Genomic DNA, 19,866 nt, shown 5'->3' on the forward strand with positions numbered 1-19,866 from the left:
CCCCTTCGAGACAACCGGCTAGGACTTCTTGCTGCCCGTGCGCTTGCTGCGCGGCTGCCGGGTGGGCTGCTGCCGGATCACCTTGGGCGCGGGCTCGGCCACGGGCTCGTCGGCGGGCTCCTTGGCGGCGGACTTGCCGGGCAGGATCCTGCTCAACAACCCGGGCTTGGGCTCGGGCTGCACCACGTTGCCCTTGGCGTCGACGACCGGCATCGGGTGACGGCTGTAGAACCAGTGTTGCTGACCGAGCGTCCACAGGTTGGTGGTGACCCAGTAAAGAATAAGGCCGAGCGCGAAGTTCAGGCTGAAGATCGCGAACAGCGGCGAGATGTACATCAGGATCTTCTGCTGCTGCGCCATCGGGTTGTCCGGCATCTGGGCCATCGAACGGGTGACGCTCTGCCGGACGGTGAGGAAGGTGGTCAGCGAGCTGACCGCCACGAAGATCCCCAGAACGATCTTGGTGAGCACGGGCTCGGCGCCGAGCGCCACGATGTGCTCGGAGCTGGTGAAGAAGGTGGCCGGGATCGGCGCGCCGAACACGTGCGCGGAGCGGGCGCTGTCCACCATCTCCTGCGACATGCCGTACTTGGCCTGGTCCTGCGCGATCGCCTGCAGCACGGTGAACATGGAGATGAAGATCGGGAACTGCGCCACGATGGGGAGGCAGCCGCCGAGGGGGTTGGCCCCGGCCTCCTGGTAGACCTTCATCACCTCCTGGTTCATGCGCTGCTTGTCGTTCTTGTAACGCTTGCGCAGCTCTTGAACCTTGGGAGCGAGCTCCTGCATCTTCCGCGACGAACGCATCTGCTTCATGAACAGCGGGAAGATCAGCAGACGCATCAGCACGGTCAGCGTGATGATGGTCAGTGCCCAGTTCAGGCCGTTGTCCGGGGGGATGAACGTGCTGTAGCCCGCGTGGATCCACGCGATGACCTGGGCTACGGCCTCATATAGCCAATTCAGCCATGACAGCTCCACCGAGCTAGCTCCCTTGCGTTTCGTCGTGGGGCCGGACCGGGCGCGGAGGCACCGGGTCGTAACCTCCCGGGTGGAAGGGGTGGCAACGCCCGATTCGCCGGATGGTCAGCCATAGCCCTCGCAATGCTCCGTGCACGGCGATGGCTTCGAGTCCGTAGGCACTGCAGGACGGCTCGAACCGGCACCGCGGCCCGAGAAGCGGGCTGATGAAGGCGCGGTAGCACCGGATCGGGATGATCAGGACGCGGGCCGCGGGGGACACCGGCGTCACCTGACGCGGGGTGTGCGCGGTCACGACCGCCTGCCGGAAGCTCGTTCCAGGGGCATCTTGGGCTCGGGCACCCGACTCACCGCCGCTCATGTTGGTCCGTCCGTCGCGGCCGGGCGATCGGCCCGCCGTGACCGGCGGCCGATCAATCGCTCCAGGACGACGTCCAGCTCGGCGGCGAGGAGCTCGCTACGCGCGGACGCCGCCTGGGGATTGGCGCGTACAACAAGCAGGCTACCTCGCGGTAGGGAGTGGAGGCGGTCCCGCATGAGATGTCTCAGACGGCGTTTGACGCGGTTGCGCACCACCGCGCCCCCGACGGCCTTGCTCACCACGAACCCGACCTGTGGGGGGTCCGCCGGGTCTCCGCGATCGCTCAAGTGGGCGACCAAGGTGGGGCGTCCGGCACGCCGTCCTCCCTTGATCGCGCTGACGAACTGATCGCCGCGGCGCATGCGGAAGGCGGACGACAACACGACTGGACCTGCTCTCAGACGGACACGGGCCTTCAGAAGGCTGTCGCCCGCCGGCGGGAACCGACGGGCGTGCCGACCGAGACCCGGGCGCTCCGCGTCGTCAGGCGGAGAGCTCCGAGCGGCCCTTGCGGCGGCGGGCGGCGAGGATCGCGCGACCGGCACGCGTGCGCATGCGCAGCCGGAAGCCGTGGGTCTTCGCGCGGCGACGGTTGTTCGGCTGGAAAGTACGCTTGCTCACGAGTGGGCTCCAGGCTTGATTCCGCCCGCACGGCGTGCGGGCGACAGACACACAGGGCTTGGCCTGCCGGATGCACGGGCACGCCAAAGTGCCGTCGCGCGACAAGCCGACCGTCGTACGTTACGGGGCGAGTGGCCCGGAGGTCAAACCGGAACGGTGATGCCGTTCGCCCCACTAGGTTATCCACTATTCCACAGCCCCGTTATCCACTGGGGCCCCTTCATCCACAGTATGTGCATCATGTCTCCCCCAACCTGCCACTAGTCTGTGGACAACGTCTTGAACAGGGGTGTGCACAGCGCTACTGTCGGCCCTCCGAACCTTCCCTCTAACTCGCAGATGCGCACCGTCGCGCATCCGAGGGCTGTGGACATCGTGTGGAAACGATGTGGATCAGCGGAAGGAGCCTGCGGACGACGCTGTGGGGACAGCCGCGAGGCCGGGCGCCCACGGAGCTTGCTCCCGCGGACGCCCATGTGGATAACGAACCGCGGCGAGCGTGCGGGGGCCGCGTCAAGGGAGGAGGGGCCGAAGCCATGGATGGTGTCGACCTCGGCCCGATCTGGGCCCGGGCTTTGGGGACCTTCGCGGACGGCAGCGTCCCGCCGCAACAGCGCGCGTGGCTGACCATGACCCGCCCGTTCGGTCTCGTCAACGACACGATCATCCTGGCCGCGCCCAACGACTTCGCCAAGGACGTCCTGGAGACCAAGCTCCGGCCGCTGATCGCCCAGGCGCTGTCGCAGGAGTTCGGCCGGCCCATGCGGGTGGCGGTCATGGTCGACCCGATGGCCGGCGCCGGCGAGGTCCCGGCCCCACGTCCGGACGCTTATCCCCAGTCGTCCCCGGGCGGTTATCCACAAGGTGGACAACCGAACCAGGGCTACGGAACCCCTGGTGGGCAGGGGTCTATGGGGCATCAGCCGTACCAGGGCCACACGCCGTCCACCGATTATCCACAGGGTCGCCCACAGTCCCAGCCGTACACCTACCCCTATGGGGGTAACTCCGACGGCTCCTACGGCGCCGCGCCCGAGCCGGTGCAGCCGTACCTGCCCGACGAGTACCAGCGGGACAACTTCCCCCATCAGGACGATTTCCCGGGCCGGCCGGGGAAGGAACAGTCCCAGACTTCTCCACAGCCTTCGCCCGGCGAGCCCTCCGCGGCGTACGGCGACCAGGCGTTCTCCCCCAGCCAGTCCGGTGGATATCCGCCGGACACTTCGTTCACCGGACGCTCCGAGGGCCGCCCGCCGCGCCCGCGACAGGACTCCGACGAGTTCGACCGCCCGGCGCCGGGCCGCTGGGACGGCAGGGAGAACCGCGACAACCGGGGCGGGAAGCCCAGCGAGCCCGCCCGGCTGAACCCGAAATACACCTTCGAGACCTTCGTCATCGGCGCGTCCAACCGCTTCGCGCACGCCGCGGCCGTCGCGGTCGCCGAGGCGCCGGCCAAGGCGTACAACCCGCTGTTCATCTACGGCGACTCGGGCCTCGGCAAGACCCACCTGCTGCACGCCATCGGCCACTACGCGCAGCGGCTGTACGACGGCGCGCGGGTGCGGTACGTGAGCTCCGAGGAGTTCACCAACGACTTCATCAACTCGATCCGCGACCACAAGGCCGACGGTTTCCGTGCCCGCTACCGCGCGGTCGACATCCTGCTTGTGGACGACATCCAGTTCCTGGAAGGCAAGGAGCAAACCCAGGAGGAGTTCTTCCACACCTTCAACACCCTGCACAACGCCAACAAACAGATCGTCATCTCCAGCGACCGGGCGCCGAAGCAACTGGTCACGCTGGAGGACCGGCTGCGCAACCGCTTCGAGTGGGGGTTGATCACCGACGTGCAGCCGCCCGAGCTGGAGACGCGCATCGCCATCCTTCGTAAGAAGGCGATACAGGAAGGGCTGGCCGCGCCGGGGGACGTGCTGGAGTACATCGCCAGCAAGATCTCCACGAACATCCGCGAGCTGGAGGGCGCACTCATCAGGGTCACCGCCTTCGCCAGCCTCAACCGGCAGTCGGTGGACCTGCAGCTCGCCGAGGTGGTGCTGAAGGACCTCATCACCGAGGACTCCAGCACCGAGATCACCATCGCGACGATCATGGCGCAGACGGCGGCGTACTTCGGGCTGTCCATCGACGACCTGTGCGGCGGCTCGCGCTCGCGGGTGCTGGTGACGGCCCGGCAGATCGCGATGTACCTCGCCAGGGAGCTCACCGACCTGTCACTTCCCAAGATCGGACAGCAGTTCGGCGGCCGCGACCACACCACCGTCATGCACGCGGAACGAAAGATCCGTTCCCTGATGGCCGAGCGCCGGTCGATGTACAACCAGGTCACGGAGCTGACGAACCGTATCAAGCAGAACTCCCGCACCGCCTGATGATCCACAGCCTGTGGATAACTCTGTGGATCAGCGACCGCACTGGCGAATCCGCGGAAATCTCCTCGGATCGCCCGACCAACCAAGCGCACGACCGATTCAACCGGGCTCAGAGCCTGGGGACAACTCTGGGGACATCCTGGGGAAGACTTGGGGACTACTCGTGGACAACCTGGGGACGCCTTGTGGGCGAGGTGGAACCCCAGGTGAATTGACCCGTTATACCCCGTGGATAACCGGTGGAAACCTCGTGGATAAGCAGTGGATGAAGACCCCCCGATCTGGGGACGGCCTGTGGGCAACGCTCGGCCGTCCCCAGGCGAGGCTCGGATACCCACCGCCCACCCACAGGCCCGGTGGACAACGCAGGGCCCCTGACCTGCGAAGACGTTAGACTTCCACATATCCACGGCCCCTAATGAGATGACCTCTTATCTCTCCTACAAAGAACTCAAGACCCATAGAAGGGTTCCGGCGCATCGCTCGCGCGGGAGAGTGAACACTTGGGTGCACGGCACCGAGTGCGCACCGGGCGGCGGAGCCGGCGAAGCGATCAACAGACAGCCGATACAGCAGGAGGCGGATCCCCGTGATGTTCCGGGTCGAGCGAGACGTACTCGCGGAGGCGGTCGCGTGGACCGCACGGAGCCTGCCGGCACGGCCCTCGGTGCCGGTGCTCGCGGGCATGAGGCTGGAGGTCACCGAGCAGCAGCAGCTCAAGCTCTCCGGTTTCGACTACGAGGTGTCCGCCGAGGTGACCCTGGAGCTGCAGACCGGTGACCCGGGCCTGGTCCTGGTCTCCGGCCGCCTGCTCGCCGAGATCACCCGGGCGCTTCCCGCACAGCCTGTGGACTTCGTGGTGGAGGGCGCCAAGGCGGTGGTCACCTGTGGAAGCGCCAGGTTCACCCTGTTGACGATGCCCGCCGAGGACTACCCGTCCCTGCCCGCGATGCCCCCCGCCGCCGGCCGGGTCGGCAGCGACGTGTTCTCCTCCGCCGTCGCCCAGGTGGCCGTCGCGGCAGGCAAGGACGACACCCTGCCCATGCTCACCGGCGTGCGCATGGAGATCGAGGGCGACACCGTCACCCTCGCCGCCACCGACCGCTACCGCCTCGCCGTGCGGGAGCTGAAGTGGCAGCCCGGCCAGCCCGACTTCTCGGCCATCGCGATGATCCCGGGCCGCACGCTGGCCGACACCGCCAAGTCGCTCACCACCGGCGCCGAGGTCGAGATCGCCCTCAGCTCCACCGGCGGCACCGGCGAGGGCATGATCGGCTTCTCCAGCTCCGGCCGCCGCACCACCACGCGCCTGCTGGACCCGGAGTTCCCCAAGTACCGCTCGCTGCTGCCCACCGAGTTCTCCGCGCACGCCGACATCACCACGTCGTCCTTCGTGGAGGCGGTCAAGCGCGTCGCGCTGGTCGCCGAACGCAACACCCCGGTGCGCCTGGCGTTCCGCAGCGGCGAGGTCGTGCTGGAGGCCGGCAGCGGCGACGAGGCCCAGGCGGTCGAGGTGCTCCCCGTCGAGTTCGAGGGCGACGAGATCAACATCGCGTTCAACCACCAGTTCCTGCTGGAGGGCCTCGGCGCGCTCGACTCCGACGTGGCGCGGCTGCAGTTCACCACGTCCACCAAGCCGGCCATCCTCACAGGTGGAAAGCCTGTGGACGACGGCGGGGCACCGGACTACCGGTACCTCATCATGCCCATCAGGCTGTCCAGCTAGGATCCGGTCGGCCGGGCATGCTCCCGGCCTGGCGGGGTACGCGAGCCGTACGCCGGTGAACCACGGACGACCTCGACGAGGGGTGGCGCATATGCAGATCGGCATGGTCGGGCTGGGCAAGATGGGCGGCAACATGGCCGAGAGGCTGCGCCGCGCCGGGCACGAGGTGATCGGCTACGACCGCGATCCCAAGGTCGGCGACGTCGCGAGCCTCGAGGAGCTGGCCGGGCGGCTGAGCGCCCCCCGCGTCGTGTGGGTCATGGTGCCCGCGGGGGAGCCGACCAGGACCACCGTCATGCGGCTCGGCGAGCTGCTGTCCCCCGGTGACGTGGTGGTCGACGGAGGCAACTCCAACTACCTCGACGACAAGAAGCACGCCGTCGAGCTGGCCGAGCGTGGCATCGGCTTCGTCGACGTCGGCGTCAGCGGCGGGGTGTGGGGCCTGGAGAACGGCTACGCGCTGATGGCGGGCGGCGATCCCCAGCATGTGGGAATCCTCCAGCCGATCTTCGACTCGCTCAAGCCCGAAGGCGATTACGGCTACGTCCACGCCGGCAGCGTCGGCGCGGGCCACTTCGCCAAGATGGTCCACAACGGCATCGAGTACGGCATCATGCAGTCGTTCGCCGAGGGCTGGGAGCTGCTGGAGGCCACCGAGGTGGTCACCGACGTCCCGGGCGCGTTCCGTAGCTGGCGGGCCGGCACCGTGATCCGTTCCTGGCTGCTCGACCTCCTGGTGCGCGCCCTGGACGAGGACCCCGAGCTGTCCGACCTCAAGGGCTACGCCGAGGACTCCGGCGAGGGCCGCTGGACCGTCCAGGCCGCCGTCGACCACGCCGTCCCCCTCCCGGCGATCACCGCGGCCCTGTACGCCCGCTTCGCCTCCCGCCAGGACGACTCCCCCGCCATGAAGATGGTCGCGGCGCTGCGCAACCAGTTCGGCGGCCACGCCGTCTCGTCGGCCGAGGGCATGCACGCCAATGGCGCCGACTCCCCCGGTGCCGACGTCACCCCGCCGAGCGCCTGAGACGCCGGCGGGGCTGCTGTTGTCGTAGGGGGCCACTAACCTTCGTGGGGTGCATGTCGCCCATCTGTCGCTGACCGACTTCCGGTCCTACTCCGCCGTGGAGCTGGCCCTGGAGCCCGGGGTGACGGCACTCGTGGGGCCGAACGGCCAGGGCAAGACCAACCTGGTCGAGGCCCTCGGCTACGTCGCGACACTCGGCAGCTTCCGGGTCGCGACGGACGCGCCGCTGGTGCGGCAGGGGGCGTCCCGCGCGGTGATCCGCTCGGTCGTCGTCCGCGACGACCGGCGGGCCCTGGTGGAGCTGGAGATCAACCCGGGCCGCGCCAACCGCGCCCGGCTCAACCGCGCGCAGGTGCCGCGGCCGCGCGACGTCCTCGGGCTGCTGCGCACCGTGCTGTTCGCCCCTGAGGACCTGGCGCTGGTGAAGGGCGACCCGGCCGAGCGCCGCCGTTTCCTGGACGATCTGCTGGTCGCCCGTGCGCCCCGTTTCGCGGGGGTTCGCGCCGACTACGAGCGGGTGCTCAAACAGCGCGGCGCCCTGCTGCGCACCGCCGCGCAGAGCCGTCCGGGGCGCCGCCGCGGCGCCCGCCGCGACGAGGCCGAGGCCGCGTTCACCGCCGCCGGCGCCGGCGACCCCCTGAGCACCCTCGAGGTCTGGGACGCCCACCTCGCCCGCTTCGGCGCCGAGCTCCTCGCCGCCCGCCTCGACCTCGTCGAGGCGCTGCGCCCCTTCGTCACGCGCGCCTACGCCACGCTGGCGCCCGCTTCGGCCCCGGCCGACATGGAATACCGCGCGAGCACCGCCACCGCCTCCTCGGAGGTCTCCGGGCCCGGCGGGCAGGAGCCCCCGCCGTCCACAGGCACGCGTGGCCCTGTGGCCGACCGCGCCGTGCTGGAGGAGACACTGCGGGCCGCCCTGCTGGAGGTGCGGCAGGCCGAGCTGGAGCGCGGCGTCACGCTCGTCGGCCCCCACCGGGACGATCTGCTGCTGCGGCTCGGGCCGCTGCCCGCCCGGGGGTACGCCAGCCACGGCGAGTCCTGGTCGTTCGCCCTGGCGCTGCGCCTGGCCGCGTACGACCTGCTCAGGGCCGAGGGCGGCGACCCGGTGCTGATCCTCGACGACGTGTTCGCCGAGCTGGACGCCCGCAGGCGCCGCAGCCTCGCCGAGATGGTGGCCCCCGCCGAGCAGGTGCTGATCACCGCCGCGGTGGCCGAGGACGTACCCGCGCAGCTCGCGGGTGCCTGGTTCGACGTCGCCGAGGGGAGCGTGACCCGTGTCCGCTGAGCCGTCCGCCGGGGCGCCGGGCCCGTCCGAGAGCCCCGCCGCCAAGGGCGCGGCACTCGCGCGGGAGAAACTCGCCCAGGCCAAGGCCGACGCCGCCAAGCGGGGGCAGCTGCCCCGCCGCGAGCCCCGGCGCCGCTCGTCCCCCCGCAGGGACGCCGCCGACCCCCAGTTGCTCGGCCGCGCGATCCGCGATCTGCTGTCCGACCGCGGCTGGGAGCAGCCGGTCGCCGTCGGGGGCGTGTTCGGCCGCTGGAAGGAGATCGTCGGGCCCGATCTCGCCGCGCACACCAAACCGGAGACCTTCGCCGACGGCGAGGTGCTGGTCGTGGCCGACTCCACCGCCTGGGCCACCCAGCTCAGGATGCTCGCGTCCAGCCTGGTCAGGCGCCTGAACGAGGAGCTCGGCGACGGCACCGTGCAGCGGGTCAGGGTGCGCGGCCCGCAGAACGGCCCGAAACCCACCGGTGGCCTGCGGGTGACCGGCAGCCGCGGTCCCCGTGACACGTACGGCTGACGGCAGGTCAAGTGGGGGCACCTCGGCCGACGAGAGGGGATGACCCCCGCCGGAACCGATCAGATTCGCGGTGGCGCGGCAGACCCCCCTCTCCGGTGGGGGGATGCTGGAAGGGGGGGTGAGCGCTCGACAGGCCACCACAGCGGCCGTCAATGCCACCTGAACCGCTGATGACCGGTAGAATGAAATCGGATTCCGGACACGTCCGCATGCGGGACACCCCGGCTTACTTGCCGATCCCCCGGGTGGTCGCATCGAGGCACTCACGACGGTGACGGGCACGGCACGGGCAGCCACATGATGGTTTCCCCATGCCGCGTGTCCGCGGCAGGAGGATTTCGCACTTGTCCTACGATGCTAGCTCTATCACCGTTCTCGAAGGGCTTGAGGCGGTTCGCAAGCGCCCAGGAATGTACATCGGGTCGACCGGTGAGCGCGGGCTCCACCACCTCGTCCAAGAGATCGTCGACAACTCCGTCGACGAGGCGCTCGCGGGCTACGCCGACCACATCGAGATCACTCTCCTCCCCGACAACGGCGTCCGCGTCCAGGACAACGGCCGCGGCATCCCGGTCGGCATCGTCCCCGGCGAGCAGCGGCCCGCCGTCGAGGTCGTCCTGACCGTCCTGCACGCCGGCGGCAAGTTCGACAGCAAGTCGTACGCCGTCTCCGGCGGCCTGCACGGCGTGGGCGCGGCCGTGGTCAACGCGCTGTCCAGCCGCCTGAAGGTCGACGTCAAGACCGACGGTCACCACTGGAGGCAGTCCTACATCCGAGGTGTCCCCGAGGCGCCTCTGGCCAAGGGCGAGCCGACGGACGAGACCGGCACCACGACCACGTTCTGGGCCGACGCCGATATCTTCGAGACCACCACCTGGAGCTTCGAGACCCTGTCCCGGCGCTTCCAGGAGATGGCGTTCCTGAACAAGGGCCTGACGATGGTCCTGCGGGACGAGCGGCCCGAGTACGTCAACGGCGAGCCCCGCGAGGTGACCTACCACTACGAGGGCGGCATCTCCGACTTCGTCCGGCACATCAACTCGAAGAAGGAGCCCGTCCACGCCTCCGTGATCGACTTCGAGTCCGAGGCCGAGGGCATCTCCGTCGAGATCGCCATGCAGTGGAACGCGTCCTATACCGAATCGGTCTACACCTTCGCCAACACCATCAACACGGCCGAGGGCGGCACCCACGAGGAGGGCTTCCGCGCGGCGCTGACGTCCATCGTCAACCGCTACGCCCGCGAGCAGAAGTTCCTCAAGGAAGGCAAGGACGACAACCTCACCGGTGACGACGTCCGCGAGGGCCTGACCGCCATCATCTCGGTCAAGCTCGCCGACCCGCAGTTCGAGGGCCAGACCAAGACCAAGCTGGGCAACACCGAGGCCAAGTCGTTCGTGCAGAAGGCCTGCAACGACTTCCTGCGCGACTGGTTCGACCGCAACCCCGGCGAGGCCAAGGACATCATCAACAAGTCCCTCCAGGCCTCCCGCGCCCGCATCGCCGCACGTCAGGCGCGCGACCTCACGCGGCGCAAGTCACTGCTCGAGGCGGGATCCGGCCTGCCTGGCAAGCTGGCGGACTGCCAGTGGACCGAGCCGGAGAAGTGCGAGCTGTACATCGTCGAGGGCGACTCGGCCGGTGGCTCCGCCAAGGGCGGCCGCGACCCGAAGTACCAGGCGATCCTCCCGATCCGTGGCAAGATCCTCAACGTCGAGAAGGCCCGCATCGACCGGGTGCTGAAGAACAACGAGGTCCAGGCCCTGATCACGGCGCTCGGCACCGGCGTGCACGCCGAGTTCGACATCGCCAAGCTCCGCTACCACAAGCTCATCCTCATGGCGGACGCCGACGTCGACGGCCAGCACATCACGACGCTGCTCCTCACGCTGCTGTTCCGGTTCATGCGGCCGCTCATCGAGGCCGGCCACGTCTACCTGTCCCAGCCCCCGCTGTACAAGATCAAGTGGGACCGCCGGGGCGAGGACGCCAGCTACGCCTACTCCGACCGCGAGCGCGACGCCGTCATCCAGGCCGGCATCGACCAGGGCAAGCGCGACCCGCGCCTGCACGACGGCGTGCAGCGCTTCAAGGGTCTCGGCGAGATGAACGCCTCGCAGCTGTGGGAGACCACCATGAACCCGGAGACCCGGGTCCTGCTCCAGGTCACCCTGGACGACGCCGCCCAGGCCGACGAGATGTTCACCGTGCTCATGGGCGAGGACGTCGAGGCGCGTAGATCGTTCATCATTCGCAACGCACGGGATGTCCGGTTCCTCGACGTGTAGCTGCGGCGGCCGTACAGACTGACTCTTCTTCGAAAAGGACGCATCACCCGTGACGGAAGTCAATATTCCACCTGGGACACCTGCCAACCGGATCGAACCGGTCGACATCCAGTCCGAGATGCAGCGCAGCTACATGGACTACGCGATGTCGGTCATCGTGTCCCGGGCCCTGCCCGACGTCCGGGACGGTCTCAAGCCCGTGCACCGGCGTGTCCTGTACGCCATGTACGACGGCGGGTACCGTCCCGACCGCGGCTACTTCAAGTGCTCCCGCGTGGTCGGCGACGTGATGGGGTCGTACCACCCGCACGGTGACGCGTCCATCTACGACACCGTGGTGCGGCTGGCCCAGCCCTGGTCGCTGCGGTACACCTTGGTCGACGGCCAGGGCAACTTCGGCTCGCCGGGCAACGACCCGGCCGCGGCCATGCGGTACACCGAGTGCCGCCTCGCGCCGATCGCCATGGAGATGCTCCGGGACATCGACAAGGAGACCGTCGACTTCCAGCCCAACTACGACGGGCGCTCCCAGGAGCCGATCGTCCTGCCGTCCAGGTTCCCGAACCTCCTCGTCAACGGCGCGGCCGGCATCGCGGTGGGCATGGCCACCAACATCCCGCCGCACAACCTGCGCGAGGTGGCCGACGCCGTCCGCTGGTGCCTGGAGCACCCCGAGGCGACCGACGAGGAACTGCTGGAAGCCTTGATCGCCCGGGTGAAGGGCCCTGACTTCCCCACCGGCGCGCTGATCGTCGGCCGCCGCGGCATCGACGACGCCTACCGCACCGGCCGCGGCTCGATCACCATGCGGGCCATCGTGGAGGTCGAGGAGGACGCCAAGGGCCGGCAGTGCCTGGTGGTCACCGCCCTGCCGTACCAGGTGAACCCGGACAACCTCGCGCTGACCATCGCCGAGCTGGTCAAGGACGGCAAGGTCACCGGCATCGCCGACGTCCGCGACGAGACCTCCTCGCGCACCGGCCAGCGGCTGGTGATCGTGCTCAAGCGTGACGCCGTCGCCAAGGTCGTGCTGAACAACCTGTACAAGCACACCCAACTGCAGACGACGTTCGGCGCGAACATGCTCGCGCTGGTGGACGGCGTGCCGCGCACCCTGCGGCTCGACCAGTTCGTCAAGCACTACGTCGCCCACCAGATCGAGGTCGTGGTCCGCCGGACCCGCTACCTGCTGCGCAAGGCCGAGGAACGCGCCCACATCCTGCGCGGCCTCCTCAAGGCCATGGACCGCCTGGACGAGGTCATCGCCCTGATCCGCCGCTCCCCCTCGGCGTCGCAGGCCGTCGGCGGCCTGATGGAGCTCCTGGAGATCGACGAGATCCAGGCCGGCGCCATCCTCGACATGCAGTTGCGCAAGCTCGCCGCCCTGGAGCGCCAGCAGATCATCGACGAGTACGAGTCGCTGATGACGCAGATCGCGGACTACCAGGAGATCCTGCTGTCCGAGCCGCGGCAGCGCCAGATCGTCTCCGACGAGCTCACCGACATCGTCAACAAGTTCGGCGACGAGCGCCTCACCGAGATCATCGCCTACGACGGCGACATGTCCATCGAGGACCTCATCGCCGAGGAGGACATGGTCGTCACGATCACCCGTGGCGGCTACGCCAAGCGCACCAAGACCGACCTCTACCGCGCGCAGAAGCGCGGCGGCAAGGGTGTGCGGGGCGCGCAGCTCCGGCAGGACGACATCGTCGAGCACTTCTTCGTCACCACGACGCACCACTGGCTGCTGTTCTTCACCAACAAGGGCCGCGTCTACCGCATCAAGGCGTACGAGCTCCCCGACTCCGGGCGCGACGCCCGCGGGCAGCACCTCGCGAACCTTTTGGCGATGCAGCCCGACGAACATGTCATGGAAGTGCTCGACCTACGTGACTACGACGTCTCGCCGTACCTCGTGCTGGCCACCCGCAGCGGCCTGGTGAAGAAGACCCGGCTCGCGGAGTACGACTCGCCGCGGTCCGGCGGCCTGATCGCCATCAACCTGCGTGAGGACGACGAGGTCATCGCGGCCCGTCTCGTCTCCGAGAACGACGACCTGCTGCTGGTGTCCACCGGCGCGAAGTCCATCCGCTTCACCGCCTCGGACGACGCGCTGCGGCCCATGGGGCGCGCCACCAGCGGCGTCATCGGCATGCGTTTCATGGACGGTGACGAGCTTCTGGCGATGAACGTCATCAGTGACGGCCCTGATGTGCTTATCGCCACAGAAGGTGGGTATGCGAAGCGGACGCCCGCCGACCAGTATCCCGTTCAGGGGAGGGGCGGACAGGGCGTGCTGACTGCGAAGATTGTCAGTGCTCGTGGCAAGCTGGTCGGAGCAGTCATGGTGAGTCCCGAGGACGAGGTGTTCGCCATCACCTCGGCCGGCGGGGTCATCCGGACCAGTGCGGGCGAGATCAAGCAGTCCGGCCGCCAGACCATGGGAGTGCGCTTGATGAACCTCTCGGACGGAGACAGCGTCGTTGCGCTCGCCCGCAACGCCGAAGCGCTGGACGGCGAGGACACCGTGGGAGATGACGAGCAATGAGCCCGCAGTCCACCTCCGGAGGCACCGGCAAACCGCCCGGCTCGTCCAGTCGCAAGCGCGGACCCGCCAAGAACCCCCGCACCTCGGCGAACTCCCCGACGCGTGATCAGGTCACGGAGACCGTAAACAAATCGGACGGTACGGCCCCGGGACGTTCACCTGCGGAGCCGAGTGATGACAGGGTGGTCGTCGTGTCCAACGACGATGCCGCGACCTCGCCCAAGAGTCCCAAGACCACGGGCGAGGAGAACGGCGACCCGACCCTGCGCATCCGCTCGTCCGCCGTCCCGTCGGACGACCCCTGGACCCCCGCCCGCGAACCCGCCGGCCCCACCCGGGCCCTCAAGAAGCCCGCCGACCCGCCGCCCCCCGGCCCCCGGCCCGTGGGCGCCAAGGGCCCCGCGCCGAGCGGCTCGTCGTCCGCCGGCCCCGGCGGCCCGGCGTCCGGCGGCCCCGGCGGCCCGGGCTCCAGCGGCCCCGGCGGCCCGGGCTCCAGCGGTCCGGCGTCCCGCGGCCCCGGTTCCGGTGGCCCCGGTTCCGGCGGCCCAGGCGGTTCCGGTTCCGGTGGGCCCGGCTCTGGTGGCCCGGGTTCCGGCGGCCCCGCCGGCCCGGCGCCGCGCGGTTCGTCGTCCGGTGCCCCCGGCTCCGGCTCTCCGGCGTCCCGTGGCCCCGGTTCCGGCCCAGGCGGCCCGGGTGGCCCCGGTGGCCCGGCGTCCGGCCCGTCCGGCGGCCCTTCGCGCCCCGGGGACTCCCTTCGCTTCGGCGACGGCCCGCGCCCCGACCCGGCCGGCCCGTCCCGCGCCACGACCGCGGCGGACACCCCGTCCGGCGCCCCGCCGCGCCCCGGCGGCACCCCGCCACCACCGCCTCCGTCTTCCGGCACCCGCGTCGGCTCAGGCCCCGCGGCCCGTCCGCCGTCCGAGACCCGGCCCACCCCCGACGGCGCCCCCCGCCCGTCCGGCAAGCCGTCCACCACGGGCGGCAAGTCGTCCGCCTCGGGCACCAAGCAGTCCGGCCTGGGTTCGATGTCCGCACTGGCCTCGTCCACCGAGCCCGCCGCCCGCACCGAGCAGCGCGACCGGGACCGCCCGTCCGCCAAGGCCCCCCGCAAGGCCCACCTGGTCCTGCGCCGGGTCGAGCCGTGGTCGGCGATGAAGTTCAGTTTCGTCGTCTCCCTGGTCTGCTTCGTGGTGCTGTTCGTCGCCGTCGCCGTCCTGTACGGCGTCCTGTCCGCGCTCGGCGTCTTCGACTCGATCGTGAACACGGTGACCCAGCTCACCGTCCCCGACGGCAACACCAGCAGCGGCCTGGACATCAAGTCCTGGTTCGAACCCGTCCGCATCCTCGGCTACACGGCCCTCCTGGGCGCCGTGAACGTCGTCCTGATCACCGCCCTCTCCACCCTGGGCGCCGTGATCTACAACGTGGCCTCCGACCTGGTAGGCGGCGTAGAAGTCACCTTCAGCGAAGCCGAATAACCCACCCCCTCCCACCCGCCAGGCGAGGGGGACCCGAAGGGGAGATCCACCGTTGAGGGCTCGGTCAGGCGCCCTCAACGGTCCCCCCAACCCCAGGAACAAGGTAAGCTTTCCGGTGTCGGAAACCGATTCGCCTCCGCCTCAAGGAAGCGATAGGGTTCTCTACACCACCCCACGGGGCTATAGCTCAGCTCGGTTAGAGCGCTTCCCTGATAAGGAAGAGGTCCCAGGTTCAAGTCCTGGTAGCCCCACCCCATCCGAACAGCCAAAAGGCCGCTATCCGATCATCGGAGAGCGGCCCTTTCGCTTTCTGCGTGTCTATCTGCGTGACTACCGTTCCCCGATCACGTCTCAAAGATGCGATCCACGACCACCGCGCCACCCTGAAGTACAGGCCGAATCTGCTACCGGTAGACCAGCTCTGTCACGGCCGTGCTTTGTCCGACCAACCGCGAGATCTTCCCCAAGGGAGTCCCGTTGTCGGAGAGGGACACCAAGCTGTGGCGAAGCTCGCGTGGTGTCCAGTTCTTCGGGTCCAAGGTGGTGCTCTTGATCACCTGGCGGAACGCGCCCGTACGTTGGCGGCGTCCAGTTCGGTGCCGGCGGCAGAGGCGAAGACAAGCCCACGTTCCGCCAGGCTTCACCTTGCTCGCGCTGCTGAGACTCACGGTGGCCTTTGAGCGCGTCTACGCAGCGCTTAGGCAGCGCCAGAGCCCGCCGAGACTTCCGGGTCTTGACGTCTCCCCCAGTGCGTACAGAACGCCACACGGCCACGTGAGGCGGTGAGCAGGAGCGGGCGTAGGTGCCGGCGGTCTTACGCTCACCGCGGTTCGTCGACAAGACGCCGGCGCAGGTATGGGCCACGCTGCTGGACGAGGGTCTCTACCTGTGTTCGATCTCCACGATGTATCGGTTGCTGCGCGAGCACCAAGAGGTGCGCGAGCGCCGGCGGCAGGCCACACATGCGGCCCGGGTGCGGCCCGAACTGGTCGCCCGTGCCCCCTCGCAGGTGTTCACCTGGGACATCACCAAGCTGAAGGGGCCGGTCAAGGGCGTCTACTACGACCTGTACGTCATGATTGACAGCTACTCGCGCTACGTCGTGCACTGGCAGGTCCATGCCCGCGAGGACGCCGAGTTGGCCCAGCAGTTCATCGCCGCGGCCGTCCGCGCCAACGGCGGTCAAGCGCCTGCGCACCTGCACGCCGACCGGGGCACCTCGATGACTTCCAAGCCCGTCGCCGCGTTGCCGGCCGATCTGAACATCACGCAAAGCCACAGCGGGCCCCGCATCTCCAACGACACCCCCTACTTCGAGGCGCATTTCCGGACGCTGAAGTACTGCCCGGCCTTCCCCGAACGCTTCGGGTCCCTACTCCTAGTGCACGAACCGCAAGTCAAACGCCGCATCCATCTGAACATCACCAGTTCCCGACAGCCCTGTCGCCATGTCGAGGTAGTCGGCCACCTTGGGATACTCGGCAGGAAGCCGCTGCTGATCGTTCAGCAGAACAGTCAGTTCAGCCCACCGCGCTGCTGTCATCCTCACCTGTCTTGCCGGTGCCGACCATCCTGAGGGCTGATGTGCTCATGCGGCCATGCTGGCTTGGCAGGCCGATCGTGCGCAGACGGACGACGGGATGTCTTTGCGCAGGCATTGCAATGCCCCGCCGTTCTCCAGAACGACAGGGCATTTTGGAGTATTTCAGGTACGGCGAAAAAAGATTCGGCCTGCTTTTGAGGATCTCCGCTGCGGGTGATGGCTATTAGTCGATGCGCGACTTCTGGTGAAGGCGATCAGCAGGGTTCGATCACGGAAATACGGTCGTTCCAGTTGCCGCCGCCTGGATAGGTGTCCTTGCGAAGATCCTTGTAATAGTGGCCGTGGTCAACGGCCAACTCGAAGCTCCCCCCTGCGGTGTCTCGCGCGCACAACAAGTAGCCGGTGTCGTTCCACACGGAGCTGACCAGATTGTTGTTGTACGTGAGAACGCCGCCAGGTGCCGAGAAGCACTCGGATGCGCCGCGGAAGTCCACGGCCTGCCACGTGCAGAACGTTCCGAGCATGGCGGCCCGTCCGGCCGCCGAGGCTGGGAGCGCGGTCGCCCCGGCGATCACTGCCGCAGCTAAGACGGTGAACGTACGTGCTGTGAGACGCGTGAAATCCTTACGCATGAGCACACCTTTTCGTTATGGAAATTTGTTGGTCGGAGGTCTGTTGGAGAGAGCCGTGGTTGCGGCAGACATAGAATGGCATTTCTCTGGGAGTTGCGCAATAGTGTTTACGGCAGTCCGAAAGCAATTCCGGCGGGTTCCTTATCAAGTTCGCCCAGGTGGTTACCGCAGTGCGGCTTACAGTATTGGTGCCGCAGAAATAAATCTACTGGCTCCCAATCCGGCTGTATCACAACCGCCCTAAGGGACTGCACATCAGCGAGAGGCGCCGGGACGACGAATTGTCCGATCTTGGCTTGCAGATCTCGCACGGGGTGTACGGGATTGCCTGGCGTTGGCGGAAGATGTCGCTGCTTGTCATCTGGTTCCGCCTTGCTGCACTGAGCTCCGCGCACTCCAGCAGAGTCCTGGTAGGCCCACCACCCAGCTCAACGAGCCTTTTCGAGGGGGGCGGTCCGCCACCGAGGGCACGGCGAGTAACTCGGCCAGGGTGACGAACCACTTGGGAACAGTGTCCATGGCGCCAGGGTTGCCCGGCACCGCCGCCCACGCCAGGGACCCGGAAGCGCTTACGGTCACCTGTTCCTGGCGTCGACCCGGACAGCCCGCGCGTGTGGTCGTCCGGTCGCCGCGTGATGGGCCTTCACTGCGGGCCGCAGGGCCTGCCGACCTGACCTGAGCGTCAGCCCTGGAAGATCGACGTACGCGTGTGATGATGCGAGGCAGTCCTGCGTAGATCGAACCGTGTCGTGACACCTGTACCGGCGCCGAGAGCCCACGACACCGCGTAAGCCTTCCGCCTTGTCTCCGCCGGGTGCCTACGTCTTTCGCTCTCCTGCTCGTTACTCGTGCCTTGAGGTGGGCTCTCCGGCGACAGGCGGAGGAAGCCGCAAGCCGGGTGCGCGCTCAGGCAGGCCGATGGCTGGGTGGGACCAGTCATGCACTTCCTTGAAGTCGACCGTGCCTCCGGAGAACTTCGCCCCGTGGAAGTCGACCGTGCTGCCGGAGAACTTCGCCCCGATGAAGTGGACCTCGCCGCCGGAGAACTTCGCCTCGCGGAAGTTGACCGTGCCGGCGGAGAAGTTGGCTTGGTCGAACCGAACGGTGCCGCTGGGGAAGAGGGTGTTGGTGAAGTCGAGGTCGGTGGTGATGGGGATGCCGGTGAAGTCCAGGTCGGCGCCGTGCCAGGAGACGGCGGCACCTTTGTGCAGGTGGGTAGTGATCAGGCGCCAGATGGTGGCGCGGACCTCGCCCATGGCCTGCCAGGCGGTGTGAGCGTTGGCGCGCCACCCGGTCCGGGCTCGGGACGTTGGGGCAGACGGAGGTAGGCGCACATCACGTCGATGCACATCTGCCGGCCGCCGGCCCAGTCGTCGGCCAGTGCCGCCAGGGCGTGCACTCCGGCGAGGCGGACGGCGGCGGAGTCGTTGCCGAGTTGGCCGGTGGCGGTGGTGAATCGTTCGTTGAACAGCTTGGTGTCGTCACGGCGCGCGGCCTGCCGGGCACGCAGGTTGTCCTCCTCGGCCAGGCGTTGGCGGCGGTAGGCCACCACCAGGGCGACGGCGCCGCCGATCCCTCCGACCACCGCCAGGGCGATCTTGATGATGTCCAGCAACGCCGTCAGCCCGACCCCGCCCGGCCCCACCGCCGGCGGCCCCAGCCACGCGAACGCCCCGAGCAGCAACACGGCGGCGAGACCGGCAGCGGCCACCAGCGTCACCGCCAGCGCGACACCGATGGGCAGCAGATCGACCGAGCGGTCCTCAGCAGTCCCGCGACGCTTCAGCGGACGCAACCGGGACACTAACGGAAGTGGCATGACCACCACGGTGAGCCACCCACGAACTACAGGACGGGTACTTCATCAGGGCGTAATACTCATACGGCTAGCGCTGCCGACGTGTACCTGACCCGCAGCCTACGTCTCCTCGCTCTCCATGAGCAGACCTGCGTAGCCCGGTGTGTCAGCTTTGTCCTGAACATTTCACAGGGATCAGGTAGGTGTTGTGCTCATCGCCGAGGTCATGCCGGATGAGGTGGTGGGGGCGGGGTGGTGGACCTGTTCAGGGGTGGATGCGGGTGCGATAGTGCGGGTGCCGTTCGCCGTGGGATCGGGTGGAACGGCGGGGTGCCCTCGTTCCCGTAGTGGAGGATCGATGCGTAGGTTACGGGCCCTGGTCGTGTCGGTGGCTATCGCCGCCGGTGTTCTGTTCTCGTTCGGCAGCGCGCCCGCGCAGGCCGACAGCATCCGGTACGTGTACTACTACGAGTCCGACTGCTACAACGGCGGGAATCTGGGAATCCAGTGGGGGTGGTGGACGAGCTACAGATGCGTCGCCACGCCCTTCGGTTACAACGAATACCGCTGGTTCCTCTGGGCCTGACGCCTGGAACGAGGCCTGGCGGGGTCCGCCAGGCCTCGTGTCATTGCAGGTCAGCCGATCTCCATGAAGGCGCGCAGGGGCGAGT

Annotated in this window: 16 protein-coding genes, 1 tRNA gene and 1 pseudogene; 11 read left to right on the forward strand and 7 right to left on the reverse strand. The window is 68.4% G+C overall.

Annotated elements, in window-relative coordinates; genetic code table 11:
- Window positions 1-18 precede the first annotated feature (18 nt).
- From yidC to rpmH, 4 genes are all read right to left on the reverse strand, one after another.
- Entirely contained in the window at window positions 19-981 is a 963-nt protein-coding gene (gene yidC / locus ABGB17_RS20640; protein ID WP_347631908.1) for a membrane protein insertase YidC, read from the reverse strand.
- Window positions 982-985: 4 nt separating this feature from the next.
- Window positions 986-1,252: a membrane protein insertion efficiency factor YidD gene (gene yidD, locus ABGB17_RS20645; protein WP_347632020.1), complete on the reverse strand. Its 267-nt coding sequence runs from the start codon at window positions 1,250-1,252 to the stop codon at window positions 986-988.
- A gap of 86 nt (window positions 1,253-1,338) precedes the next feature.
- Window positions 1,339-1,704: a ribonuclease P protein component gene (gene rnpA, locus ABGB17_RS20650; RefSeq protein WP_347632022.1), complete on the reverse strand. Its 366-nt coding sequence runs from the start codon at window positions 1,702-1,704 to the stop codon at window positions 1,339-1,341.
- 121 nt (window positions 1,705-1,825) lie between these two features.
- Complete coding sequence (gene rpmH / locus ABGB17_RS20655; RefSeq protein WP_013885212.1) at window positions 1,826-1,963, reverse strand: 50S ribosomal protein L34; 138 nt, start codon at window positions 1,961-1,963, stop codon at window positions 1,826-1,828.
- A 536-nt stretch (window positions 1,964-2,499) separates the two neighbouring features.
- On the opposite strand from rpmH, the gene dnaA reads away from it, so the two are divergent.
- From dnaA to ABGB17_RS20705, 10 genes and pseudogenes are all read left to right on the forward strand, one after another.
- A complete protein-coding gene (dnaA, locus tag ABGB17_RS20660) occupies window positions 2,500-4,353 on the forward strand; it encodes a chromosomal replication initiator protein DnaA (RefSeq protein ID WP_347631911.1) in 1,854 nt (617 codons plus the stop codon).
- A 589-nt stretch (window positions 4,354-4,942) separates the two neighbouring features.
- Window positions 4,943-6,079 (forward strand): DNA polymerase III subunit beta, encoded by a 1,137-nt coding sequence (dnaN, locus tag ABGB17_RS20665; RefSeq protein WP_347631913.1) that lies wholly within the window; start codon window positions 4,943-4,945, stop codon window positions 6,077-6,079.
- An 82-nt stretch (window positions 6,080-6,161) separates the two neighbouring features.
- Complete coding sequence (gnd, locus tag ABGB17_RS20670) at window positions 6,162-7,106, forward strand: phosphogluconate dehydrogenase (NAD(+)-dependent, decarboxylating) (RefSeq protein WP_347631915.1); 945 nt, start codon at window positions 6,162-6,164, stop codon at window positions 7,104-7,106.
- A 49-nt stretch (window positions 7,107-7,155) separates the two neighbouring features.
- Entirely contained in the window at window positions 7,156-8,391 is a 1,236-nt protein-coding gene (recF, locus tag ABGB17_RS20675; RefSeq protein WP_347631917.1) for a DNA replication/repair protein RecF, read from the forward strand.
- Complete coding sequence (locus ABGB17_RS20680; protein WP_347631919.1) at window positions 8,381-8,905, forward strand: DciA family protein; 525 nt, start codon at window positions 8,381-8,383, stop codon at window positions 8,903-8,905. Before recF ends, ABGB17_RS20680 begins: the two co-directional genes overlap by 11 nt.
- A gap of 311 nt (window positions 8,906-9,216) precedes the next feature.
- On the forward strand, window positions 9,217-11,193 hold the full coding sequence (gene gyrB, locus ABGB17_RS20685; RefSeq protein WP_347631921.1) for a DNA topoisomerase (ATP-hydrolyzing) subunit B: 1,977 nt from the start codon (window positions 9,217-9,219) through the stop codon (window positions 11,191-11,193).
- 49 nt (window positions 11,194-11,242) lie between these two features.
- Window positions 11,243-13,744 (forward strand): DNA gyrase subunit A, encoded by a 2,502-nt coding sequence (gyrA, locus tag ABGB17_RS20690; RefSeq protein ID WP_347631923.1) that lies wholly within the window; start codon window positions 11,243-11,245, stop codon window positions 13,742-13,744.
- A gap of 191 nt (window positions 13,745-13,935) precedes the next feature.
- Window positions 13,936-15,222, forward strand: a complete 1,287-nt coding sequence (locus ABGB17_RS20695; RefSeq protein ID WP_347631925.1) for a DUF3566 domain-containing protein — start codon at window positions 13,936-13,938, stop codon at window positions 15,220-15,222.
- Between the two features lie 176 nt (window positions 15,223-15,398).
- Window positions 15,399-15,473, forward strand: a tRNA-Ile gene (locus ABGB17_RS20700).
- Window positions 15,474-16,024: 551 nt separating this feature from the next.
- Window positions 16,025-16,600, forward strand: a pseudogene (locus tag ABGB17_RS20705) (DDE-type integrase/transposase/recombinase); the annotation flags it as partial.
- Between the two features lie 419 nt (window positions 16,601-17,019).
- Here ABGB17_RS20705 and ABGB17_RS20710 read toward each other — a convergent pair.
- The 3 genes from ABGB17_RS20710 to ABGB17_RS20720 all read right to left on the reverse strand — a co-directional run bounded on the left by ABGB17_RS20710 (window position 17,020) and on the right by ABGB17_RS20720 (window position 19,216).
- A complete protein-coding gene (locus tag ABGB17_RS20710) occupies window positions 17,020-17,397 on the reverse strand; it encodes a peptidase inhibitor family I36 protein (RefSeq protein ID WP_347631927.1) in 378 nt (125 codons plus the stop codon).
- Between the two features lie 842 nt (window positions 17,398-18,239).
- Window positions 18,240-18,653, reverse strand: coding sequence for a pentapeptide repeat-containing protein (locus ABGB17_RS20715; protein ID WP_347631929.1), 414 nt, complete (start codon window positions 18,651-18,653; stop codon window positions 18,240-18,242).
- Complete coding sequence (locus ABGB17_RS20720; protein WP_347631931.1) at window positions 18,620-19,216, reverse strand: hypothetical protein; 597 nt, start codon at window positions 19,214-19,216, stop codon at window positions 18,620-18,622. Before ABGB17_RS20720 ends, ABGB17_RS20715 begins: the two co-directional genes overlap by 34 nt.
- 337 nt (window positions 19,217-19,553) lie before the next feature.
- On the opposite strand from ABGB17_RS20720, the gene ABGB17_RS20725 reads away from it, so the two are divergent.
- Complete coding sequence (locus ABGB17_RS20725) at window positions 19,554-19,781, forward strand: hypothetical protein (RefSeq protein ID WP_347631933.1); 228 nt, start codon at window positions 19,554-19,556, stop codon at window positions 19,779-19,781.
- Window positions 19,782-19,866 lie beyond the last annotated feature (85 nt).

The sequence above is a fragment of the Sphaerisporangium sp. B11E5 genome, assembly GCF_039871875.1.
Lineage (GTDB): Bacteria > Actinomycetota > Actinomycetes > Streptosporangiales > Streptosporangiaceae > Sphaerisporangium.